This is a genomic window from Frigoribacterium sp. CFBP 8766, from assembly GCF_014841435.1.
Lineage (GTDB): Bacteria > Actinomycetota > Actinomycetes > Actinomycetales > Microbacteriaceae > Frigoribacterium.
This window is the reverse complement of record NZ_JACYTX010000002.1, coordinates 16,445-32,732: the sequence shown is the minus strand read 5'-3', so window position 1 is coordinate 32,732 and position 16,288 is coordinate 16,445. Positions and strand designations below refer to the sequence as shown.

13 protein-coding genes and 1 tRNA gene are annotated in these 16,288 nt (G+C 70.4%); 4 read left to right on the top strand and 10 right to left on the bottom strand.

The features are described from left to right. Nucleotides 1–2 precede the first annotated feature (2 nt). Both IFT90_RS06165 and IFT90_RS06160 read right to left on the bottom strand, forming a co-directional pair. Nucleotides 3–2,879, bottom strand: a complete 2,877-nt coding sequence (locus IFT90_RS06165) for a helicase-related protein (RefSeq protein WP_244644829.1) — start codon at nucleotides 2,877–2,879, stop codon at nucleotides 3–5. A gap of 700 nt (nucleotides 2,880–3,579) precedes the next feature. Further along, nucleotides 3,580–3,656 (bottom strand) — tRNA-Pro (locus IFT90_RS06160). A gap of 200 nt (nucleotides 3,657–3,856) precedes the next feature. Here IFT90_RS06160 and IFT90_RS06155 point away from each other — a divergent pair. The 3 genes from IFT90_RS06155 (at nucleotide 3,857) to IFT90_RS06145 (ending at nucleotide 7,012) form a co-directional block, all read left to right on the top strand. After that, nucleotides 3,857–4,771: an ABC transporter ATP-binding protein gene (locus IFT90_RS06155; RefSeq protein WP_192041486.1), complete on the top strand. Its 915-nt coding sequence runs from the start codon at nucleotides 3,857–3,859 to the stop codon at nucleotides 4,769–4,771. 142 nt (nucleotides 4,772–4,913) lie between these two features. After that, complete coding sequence (locus IFT90_RS06150) at nucleotides 4,914–6,041, top strand: aliphatic sulfonate ABC transporter substrate-binding protein (protein ID WP_192041485.1); 1,128 nt, start codon at nucleotides 4,914–4,916, stop codon at nucleotides 6,039–6,041. 188 nt (nucleotides 6,042–6,229) lie between these two features. Further along, entirely contained in the window at nucleotides 6,230–7,012 is a 783-nt protein-coding gene (locus IFT90_RS06145; RefSeq protein WP_371812289.1) for an ABC transporter permease, read from the top strand. Between the two features lie 282 nt (nucleotides 7,013–7,294). Here the strand turns inward: IFT90_RS06145 and IFT90_RS06140 are convergent, their stop codons facing one another. Further along, nucleotides 7,295–8,491, bottom strand: a complete 1,197-nt coding sequence (locus IFT90_RS06140) for an MFS transporter (protein WP_192041484.1) — start codon at nucleotides 8,489–8,491, stop codon at nucleotides 7,295–7,297. 54 nt (nucleotides 8,492–8,545) lie between these two features. Between IFT90_RS06140 and IFT90_RS06135 the strand changes: the two genes are divergently transcribed. Then, nucleotides 8,546–8,998, top strand: coding sequence for a helix-turn-helix domain-containing protein (locus IFT90_RS06135; protein ID WP_192041483.1), 453 nt, complete (start codon nucleotides 8,546–8,548; stop codon nucleotides 8,996–8,998). Nucleotides 8,999–9,205: 207 nt separating this feature from the next. Here IFT90_RS06135 and IFT90_RS06130 read toward each other — a convergent pair whose 3' ends face one another. The 7 genes from IFT90_RS06130 to der form a co-directional block, all read right to left on the bottom strand. Continuing rightward, nucleotides 9,206–10,747, bottom strand: coding sequence for an MATE family efflux transporter (locus IFT90_RS06130; RefSeq protein WP_192041482.1), 1,542 nt, complete (start codon nucleotides 10,745–10,747; stop codon nucleotides 9,206–9,208). Between the two features lie 111 nt (nucleotides 10,748–10,858). Further along, complete coding sequence (locus tag IFT90_RS06125; protein WP_133737342.1) at nucleotides 10,859–11,302, bottom strand: MarR family winged helix-turn-helix transcriptional regulator; 444 nt, start codon at nucleotides 11,300–11,302, stop codon at nucleotides 10,859–10,861. A 25-nt stretch (nucleotides 11,303–11,327) separates the two neighbouring features. Next, nucleotides 11,328–11,933 (bottom strand): hypothetical protein, encoded by a 606-nt coding sequence (locus IFT90_RS06120; RefSeq protein WP_371812155.1) that lies wholly within the window; start codon nucleotides 11,931–11,933, stop codon nucleotides 11,328–11,330. A gap of 34 nt (nucleotides 11,934–11,967) precedes the next feature. Next, nucleotides 11,968–12,498, bottom strand: coding sequence for a hypothetical protein (locus IFT90_RS06115; RefSeq protein WP_192041481.1), 531 nt, complete (start codon nucleotides 12,496–12,498; stop codon nucleotides 11,968–11,970). Continuing rightward, on the bottom strand, nucleotides 12,495–14,228 hold the full coding sequence (locus tag IFT90_RS06110; protein WP_192041480.1) for a hypothetical protein: 1,734 nt from the start codon (nucleotides 14,226–14,228) through the stop codon (nucleotides 12,495–12,497). The genes IFT90_RS06115 and IFT90_RS06110 overlap by 4 nt, the downstream gene beginning before the upstream one ends. Nucleotides 14,229–14,287: 59 nt before the next feature. Continuing rightward, nucleotides 14,288–14,635, bottom strand: coding sequence for a hypothetical protein (locus IFT90_RS06105; RefSeq protein WP_192041479.1), 348 nt, complete (start codon nucleotides 14,633–14,635; stop codon nucleotides 14,288–14,290). Nucleotides 14,636–14,778: 143 nt separating this feature from the next. Then, nucleotides 14,779–16,287, bottom strand: coding sequence for a ribosome biogenesis GTPase Der (gene der, locus IFT90_RS06100; protein WP_123545333.1), 1,509 nt, complete (start codon nucleotides 16,285–16,287; stop codon nucleotides 14,779–14,781). Nucleotide 16,288 lies beyond the last annotated feature (1 nt).

Below are 16,288 nucleotides of genomic sequence, written 5' to 3'. Positions count from 1 at the left end.
GGCTAGTTCTCCTCACTGACCTGGGTGTCGTTCGGGACCACGATGAGAAGCGGGCGCACCAGCTGCTGATCAGGCTTCATCTGCTCCGTGATCTCCCGCTCCTCGTTCACCGAGACACGCCTCATCTTGAGTTCACTCCGCTGCGCGAGCACATCGGCCTCGTCGGTCCACTGCTCGAGGCGGCTCGACCAGCGCCCGATGCGCGCGTTGATCTCGTCGGTCGCCGCGTCCATATGAGAGCGGGCGTAGCCAGATGCCAACCCGACGCTCGCGCGCACGAGGGGCTGCAGATCGGTGACGTCGACCGCTCCGGGGTTCACGAGCTTGGTGCTCGAGAGCCCGAGCTGGGTGAGCGCCTCGCGAGCGGTCTCGTGCGGAGATGCGAATCCGGTGGTCGAGCTCGGGTCGGGGAACTCCACGGTGATGTGCGATGCCGCGACGACCTGCCCGCGACGGTTCGTCAGAGTGGCGAGCAGCAGTACGGTCGGCGAGTCGACGTCGCCGCGCACGGCGAAGATCTCGTTGCGGCCGAGCTTGGCCATCGCCCGGTCGCTGCCCCACTCGAGCACCGGGTGGATCGGTCCGAGGTAGTGCGCCTCGGGCCAAAGCGAGGTGCTGGCCTTGTTGTCGCGGGCATCCTGCAGCAGCTTGCTCCCCTGCTGCGCGGTGACGACCATCTTGAACGTCTCGGTGACCTTGCGATCGGTGAGGTAGGACTGAGGCAGCACCTCTAGCCGCTGGCTCAGATCGCGCGTCGGGGTAACAGCGACGATGCCGTGCGACGTGAGGTCCTGCCATCCGACGCCGTTGTTCTTGATCGACTCTGACGGCTCGATGAAGATCTCGGAAACGAGCTCGCGCAGGTAATCGGCGTCGGTTGCATAGAGACCGGTGCCGAACACGGCAACCTCGACGGCGGAAGTAGTAGCGGCTGCGCCACCCGATGCCATGTTGCGCAGCAGCTCGGCGACCGGGTCGAGCTCAGCGACCATGTCGTCGAAGTCGGGCACGACGTCTTCGGGGCTCATCCCCTTGGCCAGAGCGCTGCGGATAGCCTTTTCCTCTTCCCCGGCGTCGTACTTACCCATCAGCGAGGCAACGTCACCGAGAGTCTTGTGTGCCTCGGTCTCGCGCTGAATGAGGCGGCTCAGCACCCTCACGTCGCCGGAGAACTCGTCGTTCTCCGGGTCGAGCAGGAGCGTAGTGATCTGCGGGCGGTGCGTCTGACCGTAGCGGTCGATGCGGCCGTTGCGCTGCTCGATACGGATGAGGCTCCACGGGATATCGAAGTGGATCAGTTCGTGGCACTGCGAGTGCAGGTTGACGCCCTCGGAGGCCACATCGCCAGTGATGAGCACACGGATCGGCGACGACGACTGCTTGAAGCTCTCGACCACGGCCTGCTGCTCGACGTCGCTGAGCTGACCGTGCAGGATCTTGATCTCGTCGTCCTTGAGGCCAAGATCTTTCTTCAACTTGTCGCGGAGCCAGTGGAGCGTGGGCACACGCTCGGAGAAGACGACCGCACGCTCGGGCTTGCCCTTGCCCACTCCGATCCTGCGCAGGTAATCGATGAGCTTGTCGTACTTGGCGGAGGTGCCGGCGAGCGCACCTGTCGTGAGTGCTGCGAGTCGCTCGAGTGCGTCGTGCTCGGCCGTCTCTTGCGTCGTCGACTTCGCCGCGACCTTCCGCATGCGTTCCCGGATGGTCTCGTCGAGAGCGGCGGGGGACGACAGGAAGGCCTTTGCGAGCGTCCATGGGAAGAGGGAGGCGTTGTCGCCCGAGTAGGGCGATTTTCCCCCGTGAAGCCAGACGCTGGAGAGCTCGTCGGCGATGGCGTTCTCAGTCGCCGATGCGCTCACAAGGAAGTTCTGCGGAGGCATCCGAAGTGCCCAGTCGGAGCCGACTTCGCGGGCCACCTCCTCGCTGTGACGGTGACGGCGGATGATGAGCTTGCTCACCTCAGACTCGATGATCTCGTCGTTCGGCCCGACCGCCGTGGGCTCGAGCAGGCGGATGAGCTCGGCAAACGATTCTTTGCGGCCGTTGTGCGGTGTCGCCGAGGCGAGCAGCAGGGCCTCGGTGTTGCGCGCGAGCGTACGAGCGAGCTGGTTGTTGAGCGTGGCGCCGGTGATGTTGTGCGACTCATCGATCACCACGGCATCCCACTTGTGCTTCTCGAGGTGGGCACGGTACTTCGGCTGCTTGAGTGTGTCGATCGAGATGATGGCGCGCTTGTAGAGACTGAACGGGTTGCGGGTGGCGGGGAGCTTCTGGCGCACGCGCTGGATGCCGACGGAGTCGAGGCGTACGAACGGTAGCGCGAAGCGGGTCCACATCTCGTGCTGCATCTGCTCGAGCACGTGTCGAGGCGTGACGATGAGGATGCGCTCGCCGCGGCCCCGCCGCACGAGCTCGGAGAGGATCATGCCGATCTCGAGCGTCTTGCCCAACCCCACGGCGTCGGCGATAAGGATCCGGGGGCGCAGGTTCTCCGGGTCGAGAGCCTTGCGCACGGCCGACCGTTGATAATCGAGCGGGTCGGCGAGCATCTGGGTCGAGACAGTGAGCTCGGGGGTGTTCAGCGGCACCGGCGACTTGCGAAGCGTGGCCTCGAGCCAGAGCTTCGCGGTGCGGTACCCCGACGAGGTGTCGGCGACGACCTCGGCCTCGGCTGGGTCGAGCGGCTCGATGCGGTCGATGCCGCTGTAGAAGCTGGCCGTGGTGTCACGAACAAGCTCGGAGAGACCCTGCGCGCGCACGAGCGTTCCCGATGTGGTGGCCTCGGTGCTGGTGACCATCCACGTCGCGTCGCGCACGAGGACGATGGATCCCGGCGCAACTGCGAGGTCGGGAAGCGTAGTGAAGCTATCGGGCAAGTGCGCGTTCCTTCTCGGGTAGAACGAGGCGGGTCAGCGGGTTACCTGCGCGTAGCGCCTATCCCCCGAATGCCTACTAACTCACTCTAGCTACAGAATTGGGCACTCTCGCGTGTCTGCCTCGCACTGGGGCCGCCCATCCAGTGAAATGACGGTGGAGCACAACACCCGCCCCAATTGGGCACTAGTAACCTCAACACCGGGGATCGTCATTCATGCGTGCTCGTGCCCAGAGCAGGACCTGCATCGGCTCCGCGAGTGCGGCGCTACCTAAGACGGGGTATTGCCTGGACCAATCGCGATCTCGGCGCCATCGACAAAATAGCGAAAACCCCGAACGAATTTAGCCCGCGACCGTGGCTACTTCCGATCGAGCTCAGCCCGTACAGCGGACACTTGGTCACCATTCAGGACCCAACGCCTCTCATGGGGAGGAAGGATTCCATAGAGACGGCGAAGAATGGCGCGGACGCGCTTCGCGCTTACCCGCAGCTCTCGAGCGACATCATTCGGCGTAACTTCTGAAGTCATCTCAGTGATGGTATGTGCAGCCGGCTTGGGATTGCAGCGCTGCCTGCCAACGACGCCTGAACGCCCCCGCAAAACTCATGCGTCGCTCAGGATCTGGCGAAGTTCACAGTCCGAAGCTAGCCGCTACAGAACCATAGAACCGGCCACTCGGACGTGACCAATGAAGCAATGGTCGGGCTGACAGGATTTGAACCTGCGACCCCTTGACCCCCAGTCAAGTGCGCTACCAAGCTGCGCCACAGCCCGAGAACTTGGTTGCTGAGCAACCAACTTCTTGGTGTTGCCCCGACCGAGGCAACTCGAACAGCATAGCCGATCTCGGGACGTCGGAAGTACACGTAGATGAGGGAAAACGACTGACGAATGCCGATCGGCCTGACCCACCACTATTGCGCCGGGTTACAGCTCGCGCGACAGCAGCTGCCACCCCGCCATACCGTCGGGACATGCCCGCCTCCTCGACGACCGCCTCCCGCGCTCTGCCGTTGACCCTGCGCGGAGTGGGCCGACGGTTCGACCGGCCGGTGCTGCACGGGGTGGATCTCGACGTGGCCGCGGGCGAGATCGTCGCCGTGCTCGGGCCGAGCGGGTGCGGCAAGTCGACGCTGCTCCGCCAGCTCGGCGGACTCGACCAGCCCGACACTGGAGCCGTCCGGATCGGCGACCACCCCGCCCGCCATGCCGACCAGCGTTGCGCCGTCGCCTTCCAGGAGCCGCGCCTGCTCCCTTGGCGCACCCTCCGCGACAACGTCGCCCTCGGCCTCCCGAAGCCGAGAAAGGGCAGCAGCTCCCCCAAGCTCAGGAAGCTCGAGCGCGACGCCCGCCTCACCGAGTTGCTCGACCTCGTCCGCCTCGGGCCCGCCGGAGCCCGCCGCCCCCGCGAGGTCAGCGGCGGCATGGCCCAGCGCGCCAGCCTCGCCCGGGCCCTCGCCCGCCAGCCCGCAGTCCTCCTCCTCGACGAGCCGTTCGGCGCCCTCGACGCCCTCACCCGCCTCCGCATGCAGGACCTGCTCCTCGACGTCCACGACGCCCTCCCCACCACGGTCGTCCTCGTCACCCACGACGTGGACGAGGCCCTCTACCTCGCCGACCGCATCGTCCTGCTCGCCGACCTCAGCCAGCAGCCTGCCCACGAGCCCGACTCGGCGAGCGCCGACCCGACGCACACCGACACCGCAGGAGGCGCCACCAGCATCCAGCGCATCGTCACGGTCCCCGGAGCCCGCCGTCGAGACCGCGACGCCCCCGAGCTCGCCGTCCTCCGCCAGGAGCTGCTCGAGGGCCTCGGCGTCCACCGCGTCCCCGCGGGCCACGCCAGCGCCACCGGCCACGCCAGCCTCACCGGCCGCGCCAGGGCCTGATCCGTCCCGTGACGGATCAGCCACAGCGGACACGCCACAGCCTGATCCGTCCCGTGACGGAACAGCCACAGCAGACGCACCTCCCCCGCACCGCACACCTCGAGCACCACGCCATCCCCGACACAGCACCGGAGACGACACCATGACGCACGACACCGACACGACCGACACCACCGGCACGACGACCGGCCGCAGCATCACCACCACCACGACCCGCACCTCCCCCGCCCGCCGCAGCCGCACCTCCTTCGCCGCTCTCGCCCTGGGCGCAGCCGCGGCCCTCGCGCTCACCGGCTGCGTCGCCGGCGAGGACGCCCAGGGCGAGCCCGCCGAGGCCGCGGGCGGCGACGCGAGCGCGTCCAGCGGCGAGTGGAGCACCGACACACTCAACATCGACTTCGCGACTTACAACCCGCTCAGCCTGATCGTCAAGGACCAGGGCTTCATCGAGGACGCCCTCGGCGACGACGTCGCGGTCACCTGGACCCAGTCGGCCGGCTCCAACAAGGCCAACGAGCTGCTGCGTGCCGGAGCCGTCGACGTCGGCTCCACCGCCGGCTCGGCCGCGCTGCTCGCCCGCTCGAACGGCTCCCCCATCCACACGATCGACATCTACTCGCAGCCCGAGTGGTCGGCGCTCGTCGTCCCCGGCGACAGCGACATCGCCGACGTCGAGGACCTCAAGGGCAAGACGATCGCGGCGACCAAGGGCACCGACCCCTACTTCTTCCTGCTGCAGGCGCTCGACGAGGCCGGCCTCAGCGCGAGCGACGTCACCATCGAGAACCTGCAGCACGCCGACGGCCGCGCCGCCCTCGAGAACGGCAGCGTCGACGCCTGGTCCGGGCTCGACCCGATCATGGCCGCCAGCGAGGCCGAGTCGGGCACCAAGCTGCTCTACCGCAACGTCGACTTCAACACCTACGGGTTCCTCAACGCGACGGAGTCGTTCCTGACCGAGTCGCCCGACGTCGCCCAGGTCGTCGTCGACTCGTACGAGAAGGCCCGCGCCTGGGCCGAGGAGAACCCCGACGAGACCGCCACGATCCTCTCCGGAGTGGCAGGCATCGACCCGGCCGTCGCCAGCACCGTGCTCGACCGCACCCACTTCGACGTCGACCCCGTCCCCGGAGCCGCGCAGGCCGACGTGCTCGAGACCGTCGGGCCGATCCTCGTCGAGTCCGGCGACGTCGCCTCGCAGGACGCCGTCGACGACGCCCTCGACACCCTCTTCGACGACACCTTCGCCAAGGACGCCGACGCCTCGTGACCGACGCGTACCCGCTGAGCGGCAACGAGAAGGAGGCGGACGCCCGCCAGGTCGTCGAGCGCAGCCGCGAGGCGGCCGAGCGCCGCGGTCGCGACGGCCACGGTGCGGGCGGCCGCAGCAGCGGTCGTGACGGTCGTGGGGGCGGCCGCAGCGGCAGCGGTGCCAGCGCGAGCAGCGGACCGCAGGAGGTGCGGGTCGGCTCGACCCCCACCTCCCGCGGTCCGCGTCGCGGTCTGGCACTGCTCGGGGCGATCCTGCCCGCGGCCGTCCTGCTCGCGTGGGTGCTCGCGACCGAGGTCGTCGACGTGCCGAGCTACAACCTCCCCTCGCCGTCGGACGTCTGGCTGGCCGGCGTGCAGCTGGCGCAGGCGGGACTGCTCGGGCAGTACGTCGCGATCTCCGTGCAGCGCGTGCTGATCGGCTTCGCGATCGGGGCCGGCATCGGCATCGTGCTCGGAGCCGTCGTCGGCCTCTCGCGGGTCGGCGAGGCCCTGCTCGCCCCGTCGATCGCCGCGGTGCGGGCCGTGCCGTCGCTGGCGTGGGTGCCGTTGCTGATCCTCTACCTCGGCATCGGCGAGGACTCGAAGATCACCCTCATCGCGATCGGCGCCGCGTTCCCCGTCTTCACGACCGTGGCGGGCAGCCTCCGCCACGTCGACCCCCAGCTGGTCGAGGCGGGCCGCGTGTACGGACTCGGCCCCGTCTCGCTCTTCACGACGGTGCAGCTGCCGGCGGTGATCCCGTCGCTCGTCTCCGGGCTGCGCCTCGCACTCGCCCAGGCGTGGCTGTTCCTGGTCGCGGCCGAGCTGATCGCGTCGTCGATGGGACTCGGCTTCCTGCTCACCGACTCGCAGTACAACGGACGCGTCGACCGCATGTTCCTCGCGATCATCCTGCTCGCGCTGCTCGGGACGCTGACCGACTTCGTCCTCAACGCCGCCCAGCGCGTGCTCCTCCGCCGCTGGCGCTAGCCCGGCCCGCGCCTCCTGCACCGAAGAATCGCGTTCCGTTCAGACAACCACCTTGCAACGAGGTTCTCTGAACGGAACGCGGTTCGGTGCCAGCGGCACCCGTCCTGCGTGCCCGGCCCGCGCCTCCGGCACTGCACTGCGCCGTTCCGGACAAGGTGACGCCGCAGAGCGCGGCATCTTGTCCGGAACGGCGCACACGGCACGGTGGCAATGGGCTGCCCGGACCGCACCTCCTGCGCTGCCAGCACGACTCGCGCGTTCGCCTACGCAGCCCGCGCGCGCCTACGCGGCGGCCCGCTCGCGCCGGCGCCGCCCGCCCATCACGACCACCACCGCCACCATCGCGGCGAGCGCCAGCCCCACGATCGCCGGAGCCCCGACGTCGACCGCGCTCTCGAGCCCCTCACGGGTCGCCTGCGCGCCCAGCCACAGCGCCGTCGCCCCCTGCACCAGGTACGCGACGAGGTACACGGCCGACAGCGTCCCGGCACGGTGGTGCTCGGGAGCGAACCGCGACACGATCCCCAGCCCCGACGCGAAGAACAAGCTGTAGCCGACCCCCGACAGCACGCAGAACACCAGGAACAACGCGAGCGACTGCTGTGCCGCGGCCAGCACCAGCGCGGTGAAGCTCGCCGCCGTCGCGACCGCCGCCACGACGACCGCGATCACGACGGGCACCCGCCGCGACGCGAGCGCCACGACCGCGATGACGACCATCGACAACGCGATGATCGCGCCGGTCACGAACGCGTTCGAGCTGCCGATCAGCGTCGTCCCGATCTCCGCACCGAGCGACAGCACCACCGCACCCAGGGCGTAGGAGGCGCTGACGCAGACGGCTGCGGCGCCCACCGCCCCGAGGAGCCCCCGCGGCACGCTCAGCCCCCGTGGCCGCCACCGCCCGGCCTGTGCGTCCCGGTCGCGGGGCAGGCGCCACACGAGCGCGAGCACCCCGAGCTCGACGACGAGCAGCACCCAGTAGGTGAGGTGCAGCGGCTCCGGCGCGTACTGGACGAGCGCGCCGCCGAGCAGGGTCGCGAAGACGAGGCCCACGGCGGTGGAGGCGGTGCTGATGGCTCCGGTGCGGGCGGAGTTGACCGGCCCGGCGATGTCGATCATGGCGGCGGTGGCCGGGCTGAGCGAGAGTCCGACGCCGAGGCCCATGAACGCCCGTCCGACCAGCACCCAGCCGACGTTCGGCGCCAGCGCGAAGAGCAGCACCCCCACGATGGAGGCGGTGACTCCGAGCAGGATGCTCGCCCGGCGTCCGATGGTGTCGCTCAAGCTGCCGAAGACGAGCAGCACGACGACGAGCACGAGCGGGTAGACGGCGAAGATCGCGGTCGTGACGAACGGCGTGAGCTGCCAGTCGGTCGCGTAGAGCGGGTAGACCGGCGTCGCGGCGCCGCTCGTCCACAGGGCGAGGGCGAGGACGGAGGCGCAGGTCCAGAACGCGAGGCGCTGAGCGTGGGGCATGAGCGCGACGCTAGCACCCTGGATACGAAAAGCCTATCGAGGTAGGGTGGCCGCATGGCAGCTCGCACTCCCCTCGACCCGCGCTGCGGCATCGCCCGCAGCCTCGACGTGCTCGGCGAGCGCTGGGCGCTGCTCGTCGTGCGCGAGGCCTTGCTCGGCCACACGCGGTTCTCGCAGTTCCGCGCGCGGCTCGGCCTGTCGCCCGACGTGCTGACGGCCCGGCTCGAGTCGCTCGTCGCCGCCGGGGTGCTGCAGCCCTCGACCTACCGCGAGGACGGAGCCCGCGAACGCGTCGAGTACCTCCTCACCGACGCCGGCCGCGACCTCGCGCCCGTGCTCGCCGCGCTGGCCGCCTGGGGCGACGAGCACGACCCCCACCCCGACGGAGCCGCCCGCGCGTTCACCGCCGCCGACTCCGGCGAGCCCGTGCGCGTCGCGTTCGTCACCGCCGCCGGGCACGTCGTCGACCCGGCCGCCGTCGAGATGCTGCCGCGCGTCGGCAGCTGACCCGCGCCTCCTGCGCCGCCCGGCCCGCGCCTTCTCCGCACCCGGCCCGCACCTCCTCCGCACCCAGCCCGCGCCTCCGATGCACCCCCGAGTGGACCATGCACCCCGACACGGCGGGGTGCATGGTCCACTACGGGGTGCCACGCCGTTGCGCAGCCAGGCGCGCCCCCGAGAGCGGCGCAGCCGGCGCGACGAACCGGGTTCCGATCAAAGAACCGCGTTGCTTCGCGGTTCTGTGAACGGAACGCGGTTCGCCGCCACCCCGCGCGCGATCGACCCGCGCACTGCGAGCCACATCCCCACGCCCAAGACGAGCACGAGCACCTCGCTCACCGTCAGCGACCAGACGATCCCGGCCAGCCCGAACACCGCGTTGCCGACGAGCACGATCGGGATGAACAGCACTCCCTGCCCCATCGACAGCACGATCGCTGGCACGGCGCGCCCGGTCGCCTGGAACAGCGACGTCAGCAGCCCCGTGAACCCGTTCGCGACCGCGGCGACGAGCTGCGCCGTGAGGATCGTCACGCCGATCGCCAGCACCGACGGGTCGGCCGAGAACGCGCCGAACACGGCTTCGCGGAACACGAACACGACACCGGCGAACAGGCCGATCACCAGCGCGACCGCCACGACGGAGGTGCGGAGCGCAGCCCGCAGACGAGCCCCGTCGCCCTTGCCGAACGAGTACGCGAGCAGCGGCAGCACGCCGAGGGTGATCCCCATCACGAGGAACTCGGGCACCTGGGCGATGCGCACCGCGACGCCCATGGCGGCGAGCGCCCCGTCCCCGTAGGCGGCGGCCAGGCGGTTGAGCACCAGCGACGTCACGATGAGGAACGACGCCTGCAGCAGCTCGCTCGCCCCCACTGAGAACACCGGCCCGGTGACGCGGCGCGCCAGCGTGACCCAGCGCGGAGCCAGGCTGACGTGCTCGCCGTGCCGGCTCAGCCACACCGCGAACCACGCGACGGCGACCGCGTTCGCGAGCCCCGTCCCGAGCGCGGCGCCGGCCACGCCCCAGTGCAGCACCAGGATGAACACGACGTCCAGCAGCACGTTGGCCACCGTCGAGATGATCAGGCCGATCATCGTCTGGCGGGCCGCTCCCCCGGCCCGGACGATCTGCTCAAGGCAGAACGCGGCCGCGAGCACCGGCACGAAGGCGAGCATCACGGCGACGTAGCTCGTCGTCTCGGCTCGGGCGGCCTCGTCGGCGCCGAGCACGGCGACGAGCTGGGGCAGCAGGAGGAGCCCCACGGCTCCCAGCACCGCTCCCGTCCCGACCGCGCCCCAGAGCGCGAACGCCGACACGTGCTTGATCTCGCGCGCCTTCAACGGGTCCGTCTCGGAGGCTCCGAGCAGCCGCGAGATCAGCGCTCCGCCGCCCACGCCGAAGACTCCGCCGACGGCCATGACGAGGCCGAGCAGCGGGGTGCCGAACGTGACGGCGGCGAGCATCGCAGTGTCGCGCTGCGAGCCGATGAACCCGGCGTTGACGACGTTGTACAGCGCGCCGACGATGAGCGCGGCGGCCATCGGCACGCAGAGGTGCACGAGGGCCCGGACGATCGGCGCGGCCGAGAGGTACCAGCGGTCGGTGCCGGGCTCCGGCGCGGAGGGCGGATCGCTCACGGCGGCGCCGGAGACGCGGGTGCTGTCGGCGGTGCCGACGGCGTTGGTGACGGCGTCGGTGACGGCAGTGCCGGCTGTGGCGGTGGTGGTGGACGAGGGCTCGACGGAGTCCATGGCTGCTCCTCTCCGGGGCAGGCTGGAGCGCGCGCCGACGGACGCCGGCACGGCGAGGGGGTGGAACGGACGGGAGGAGGCGCGGCGCCCGTCAGGACGCCCCGCCGCCGGTCACCGGCGCGGCGGGGCCAGCTGCGCGGTGATCGTGGTGAGCAGGGCGAGCAGCTGGGCCTGCTCGTCGTCGTCGAGCGGCGCGAGGATGGCGTCGTCGACCTCGGCCATCGCCTCGGTGAAGCCCGAGACGAGCTCGGCCCCCGCGGCGGTGGCGTAGACGCGCTTGCGGCGCTCGTCGCCGTCCTCGCTGCGTCTCTCGACGAGGAGGCGGCGCTCCAGTCCCTGGACGAGGCTCGACACGCTCGCCGGGCTCGTTCGTGTCATCTCGGCGATGTCACGCTGGATGACCCCGGGGGTCTGCACGAGGTACCCGAGCACGAACGCCTGCTCGGGAGTGAGATCGCGGCTGCGCACCCAGTCCTCCCCGCCCTTGCGCTGGGCCCAGGCGATCCAGCGCACGAGTCCGAGCGGGGTGGTGCGCATGCCCTCGGGTTCATCCATGTTCAGGACTCTAACTGTTAGCTATCTAACTGTCAACGCGGCGCCGGTGAGAGGCGACCTCGTCGGCGTCCTTCACCTTCACCGGTCGCGGGAACGCCGCCCGCATGTGGTCCGTCGTCAGCAGGTCGCCGATGCCGATCATCAGCAACGAGAACACGATCTGCTCGACGACCATCCAGCCGGGGTAGAGCCCGGGGATCGTCGCGACGATCAGCGTCACGATCGGGAAGATCCGGCTGAACAGCCTCAGCCGCGAGTACGCCCACCAGTAGCCGAGCTGCGCCCGCCAGGCGAAGACGTAGAGCGACGCCGTGATGAAGAGCACCACGGTCGAGCGGAACCACACGGCCCACGGCACGTGCTCGCCCCGGCTCCACAGCACGGCGGCGATGAAGATCGCGGTGAGCCCGACGACGGTCTCGCCGAGCAGCAGCCACCGGATGCCCATGAACGCCCGGACGGTCCGCGGGTGCTCCCGCATGTCCTCGTGGATGACGTGCTCGGCCTGACGCCCTCCCGCGATCCTGTCCAGCCGGAGGCGCCTCCACAGCCGGTCGGCGGAGTCGCTGAGGGCGCTGGTCGCGTCCACACCGTCCCGGGGCCCGACCACCCCGCCTCGCACCGTCCGCACCACCCCATCGTGCCGCATCCGACGGGCTGGCCCGTCACTCCGCCGCGATCTCCCAGCGGTGGCCGTCGCGCTCCGCGTCGTACGCGAAGCACGTCGAGAAGGAGAGGACCTGCACCTTGTCGTCGAACTGCCTGAAGTGGTAGTTGCCGAGCTCTGCGCTCCTCAGTACCAAGCGGGGGTCCCCCGTCGGCCCCTGGGTCAGTTCGATGTCGAAGTCGGCGGCGCGTTCCCAGCTGCTCAGCACGGCCGCCTCGACGCCGCCCAGATCCGGCTGTTCCGCCACCCGGACGACGGTGGAGCTCCCCCAGCTCATGCCGCCAGGCGCACAACCCATGACCGAGCCGCGACTCTTCTCCTCGATCGCGACCGTCACCTCGTCCGGCACGAACGAGGCGAGCTCGACCTCGATGGTCTTGACGACCTGCTCGACCTCGACCAGCGTCTGCTGCGAGAGCGGGGGTGCAGGTCGTCGAGGCTCGAACGGCGGAACCGCGCACCCGCCGAGCACGATCGTGAGGAGGACGATCCCCGCTGTCGCTGCTCGGCGGACCTGGGCGCGCGTCACAGCGGGTCCAGGGTCTTGAGCTCGTCGAGGATGTCGGAGACCACCTCGTCGTTCCCCGGCCCGTCCGACGCGATCAGCGCGTGGTTCGTGAGCAGCGCCGCGAGCCTGAGGATGGCCGGCGAGTTCCACTCCATCGCACGATCCGCGAAGCTGTCGTACTCGTGCTGCTCGAACTCGCCGAGGTACTGCGGGTTGCGGTGTCGGTACACGATGCCCGTCGCCTGCACGACACCGAGTGCGTCGTCGTACCGGAACGAGTCGTACTCGGTGCCGGGAGAGCCTGCCCACTCCGGCACGACACCCGCGCCGGCCAGCGAGACCACGTGGTCGAACCGGGCGCCCGCCAGCTCCGAGGCGAGGATGTTCGCCGTGCCCCAGCTGTGCCCGATCCCGACCGAGCGTGGAGCAGGCGACCCGGCCGCTGCCCCGCCGACGTCGAGACCCGCGCGGAACGACGCGAGCCGCTCCCCCGACTCGCGGGCGAACGGCGAGGAGTTCGCCTGGGCGAGGGCCGCGACGAGGCTCTTCCGCTCTGCAGGGAAGACCTGGTCGCCCCCGCCCGGGAACCTGCCGTCCTTGTAGATGAACGCGACGCTGTCCACCCCGTCGTCCGCCATCAGCCTGCCCGACAGGTCTTGTGGGCCCGGACCGGTCTTCCAGAAGTCCTTCATCTGCGCTGACGTGCCCGGCACGTACGTGTACACGCGCTCAGGAGCACCCGCGACAGGCCACTTCCCGAGCATCTCGACGATCCGGTCGGCGGCCCGGTCGTACGTGTAGAGCTGTACCCTCGGCGGGACAGCCGCCGCACCCCGCAGGTACGCGTTCTCCTGTTCGAGCTCCGCGATCAGCTCCCGGGCCCGAGGGTCGTCCAGGGGGTGTCGGGCGATGTCGTCGATCATCCGCTGGTTCTCGACCACCTGTCCCGCTGCCGTGGACGCGTTGGCCTTGATGCGCGCGAGCGGCGGAACGCCGTCGAGGTTGCCGATCAGCCACGGCACCGCGAGCAGCAGGGCCTGCTGCGCCCCGGACAGGCCGTCGCCCTGGAGGGGGCGCAGCAGCGCGAGCGAGTCCCACCACTCCCGCACCGCCTCCGGCGAGGCCTCCGCGATCAGCTTCGCGAGGAGCGGGTTCTCGGCGAACAGGAGCGCGAGGTCGACGACGGAGAGGCCGTCGAGGCGGCGCAGCGCCTGCTCCGACGTCGTAGCCTCTCGGATGTCGGAGGAGGCGCTCTCGAAGTCGCTGGTGGCCGCGGCCCCGTAGAGGGCCGCGATGCAGGCGGTGTCCGCCGCGTCCCGACGATCGACCAGTTCGGCCCACCGACGCCCGACCGAGGCCAGCTCGTCGTGGTCGGCCTGCTCGGCGCGACGGAGGGCGCGTGCCTCGAAGTCACGGCGCCCGGTCCCGAAGGCCGGTGACGCCGCCTCCTCCGCCTCGAGCACGAGGAGCGAGTCGGCGGTCCAGCGGAGCGACTCGGCGACCTCGACCCGCCGACGCGCGAGCAGCCGTTGCACCGCGGCGATGTCGCCGACCTCGACGCCGTACGCCTCGAGGGCGACCCCGTGCTGCTCCACGGCGTCCATCAGGATCGTGAGCTCGGCGACGAGCACTTCGCCCGTGTCGCAGAAGGCCGAGCCGGCCTCGGCCCGCCAGTCGGTCGCCGCCCAGCGCAGGCACGCCTCGAGGCGATGCAGGGCGAGACCCAGGTCGTCGTGCTTCTCTCGCCTCACCCTCGCCAGACGGGAGACCTCAGCGGGACTGCCCCTGCCGGGGTCGAGCTCGTCCACGATCACCGGCCGACCTCGACGGCCACGCCGGGCCGACCGACCCCGTGCCCTCCGGCACCGGCCGCGCCGCCACCTGCCTGAGCTGCCAGCCCGTCGTCCACCGCCCGCATCCCCGCCGCGAAGTCCGCCGGCAGTGACGCGAGCCGCCCGAGCAGCTCGAGCGCGAGGTCGACGCGTCGGGCCAGGTGCACCGTCACCTCGCCCAGCACGGCGGCCACGCCCGCGGAGCCCAGCGCCGCCGAGCAGTCACCCGTCAGCACGTGCGAGAAGGGCAGCCCGTCTCCCGCCGCCCGCGCCGCCGCGGCCATCGCCTCCAGCTCGTCCAGGTCCACGTCGATCGTCGCCGTCATGCCTCGCCCTCCGTCCGTATCGAACTGCAGCACCGATATGTCAATGCAGTTCGTGGGACATCACCCTAGCAACGCCGAACGCCCGGCCGTGGACGGATCCACAACCGGGCGTTCTGCCCACAGGGGGCGGGGGGAGAGACGAGCTACGGGCGCTTGCGCTTCTCGCGCACGCGCATGTTCACCGTGATCGGGGTGCCCTCGAAGCCGAAGATCTCGCGCAGGCGACGCGTGATGAAGCGGCGGTACTGCGGGTCGAGGAAGCCGGTCGTGAAGAGCACGAAGGTCGGCGGGCGGTTGGCCGCCTGGGTGCCGAACAGGATGCGCGGCTGCTTGCCCGAGCGCAGCGGGTGCGGGTGCTCGGCGACGAGCTCGGCCAGCAGGGCGTTGAACTTGCCCGTGGGGATGCGGGTGTCCCACGACTCGAGCGCGAGCTCGAGGGCCGGCACGAGCTTCTCGAGGTGACGACCGGTGCGGGCCGAGATGTTGACACGAGGCGCCCACGAGACGTGGTCGAGGTCCTGCTCGATCTCGCGCTCGAGGTAGCGACGACGGTCGTCGTCGAGCAGGTCCCACTTGTTGAAGGCGAGCACGAGCGCGCGGCCCGACTCGAGCACGAGGTCGATGATGCGCAGGTCCTGCGTCGAGATGGGCTCGGTGACGTCGATGACGACGACGGCGACCTCGGCCTTCTCGAGCGCGGCCGAGGTGCGGAGCGACGCGTAGAAGTCGGCGCCCTGCTGCAGGTGCACGCGCTTGCGGATGCCCGCGGTGTCGACGAAGGTCCAGATGCGCCCGGCGATCTCGACCTGCTCGTCGACCGGGTCGCGGGTGGTGCCGGCCAGCTCGTTGACGACGACGCGCTCCTCGCCCGCAGCCTTGTTCAGCAGCGAGCTCTTGCCGACGTTCGGGCGACCGAGGATGGCGACGCGGCGGGGTCCGCCGATCTCCTCCTTCGCGACCGTCGAGACGGCGGGCAGCTTCGTCATGATCATGTCGAGCAGGTCGGCGACGTTGCGGCCGTGCAGGGCCGACGCGGGGAACGGCTCGCCGAGGCCGAGGGTCCAGAGCGAGGCCGCCTCCAGGTCCTTCCGGGCGTCGTCGCTCTTGTTGGCGACCAGGATGACCGGCTTGTGCGAGGCACGCAGCATGCGGACGACGTGCTCGTCGGTGGACGTGGCCCCGACGTTGACGTCGACGACGAACAGCACGGCGTCGGCCAGGTCGACCGCGATCTCGGCCTGCATGGCGACGGACTTGTCGATGCCGATCGCGTCGGGCTCCCACCCGCCGGTGTCGACGAGGGTGAAGCGGCGTCCGCCCCACTCGGCCTTGTACGAGACGCGGTCACGGGTGACGCCCGGCTTGTCCTCGACGACGGCCTCGCGGCGGCCGAGGATGCGGTTGACCATGGCGCTCTTGCCGACGTTCGGTCGGCCGACGATGGCGAGCACCGGCAGGGCCGGGGCGTAGGTGAGGGCGTCAGGGTCCCACTCGCCGCCCTCGAGGACGTCGACGTCCTCGTCGTCCAGCTCGTAGTCGGACAGACCGGCACGCAGGGCGCGGGCGCGCTGCTCCGCGTCCTCGTCGGGCATCGCCTGGATGCGGCCGACCATCTGGTCGTCGAGCTCGGGGTACTTGTCGTCGTCTGCCATG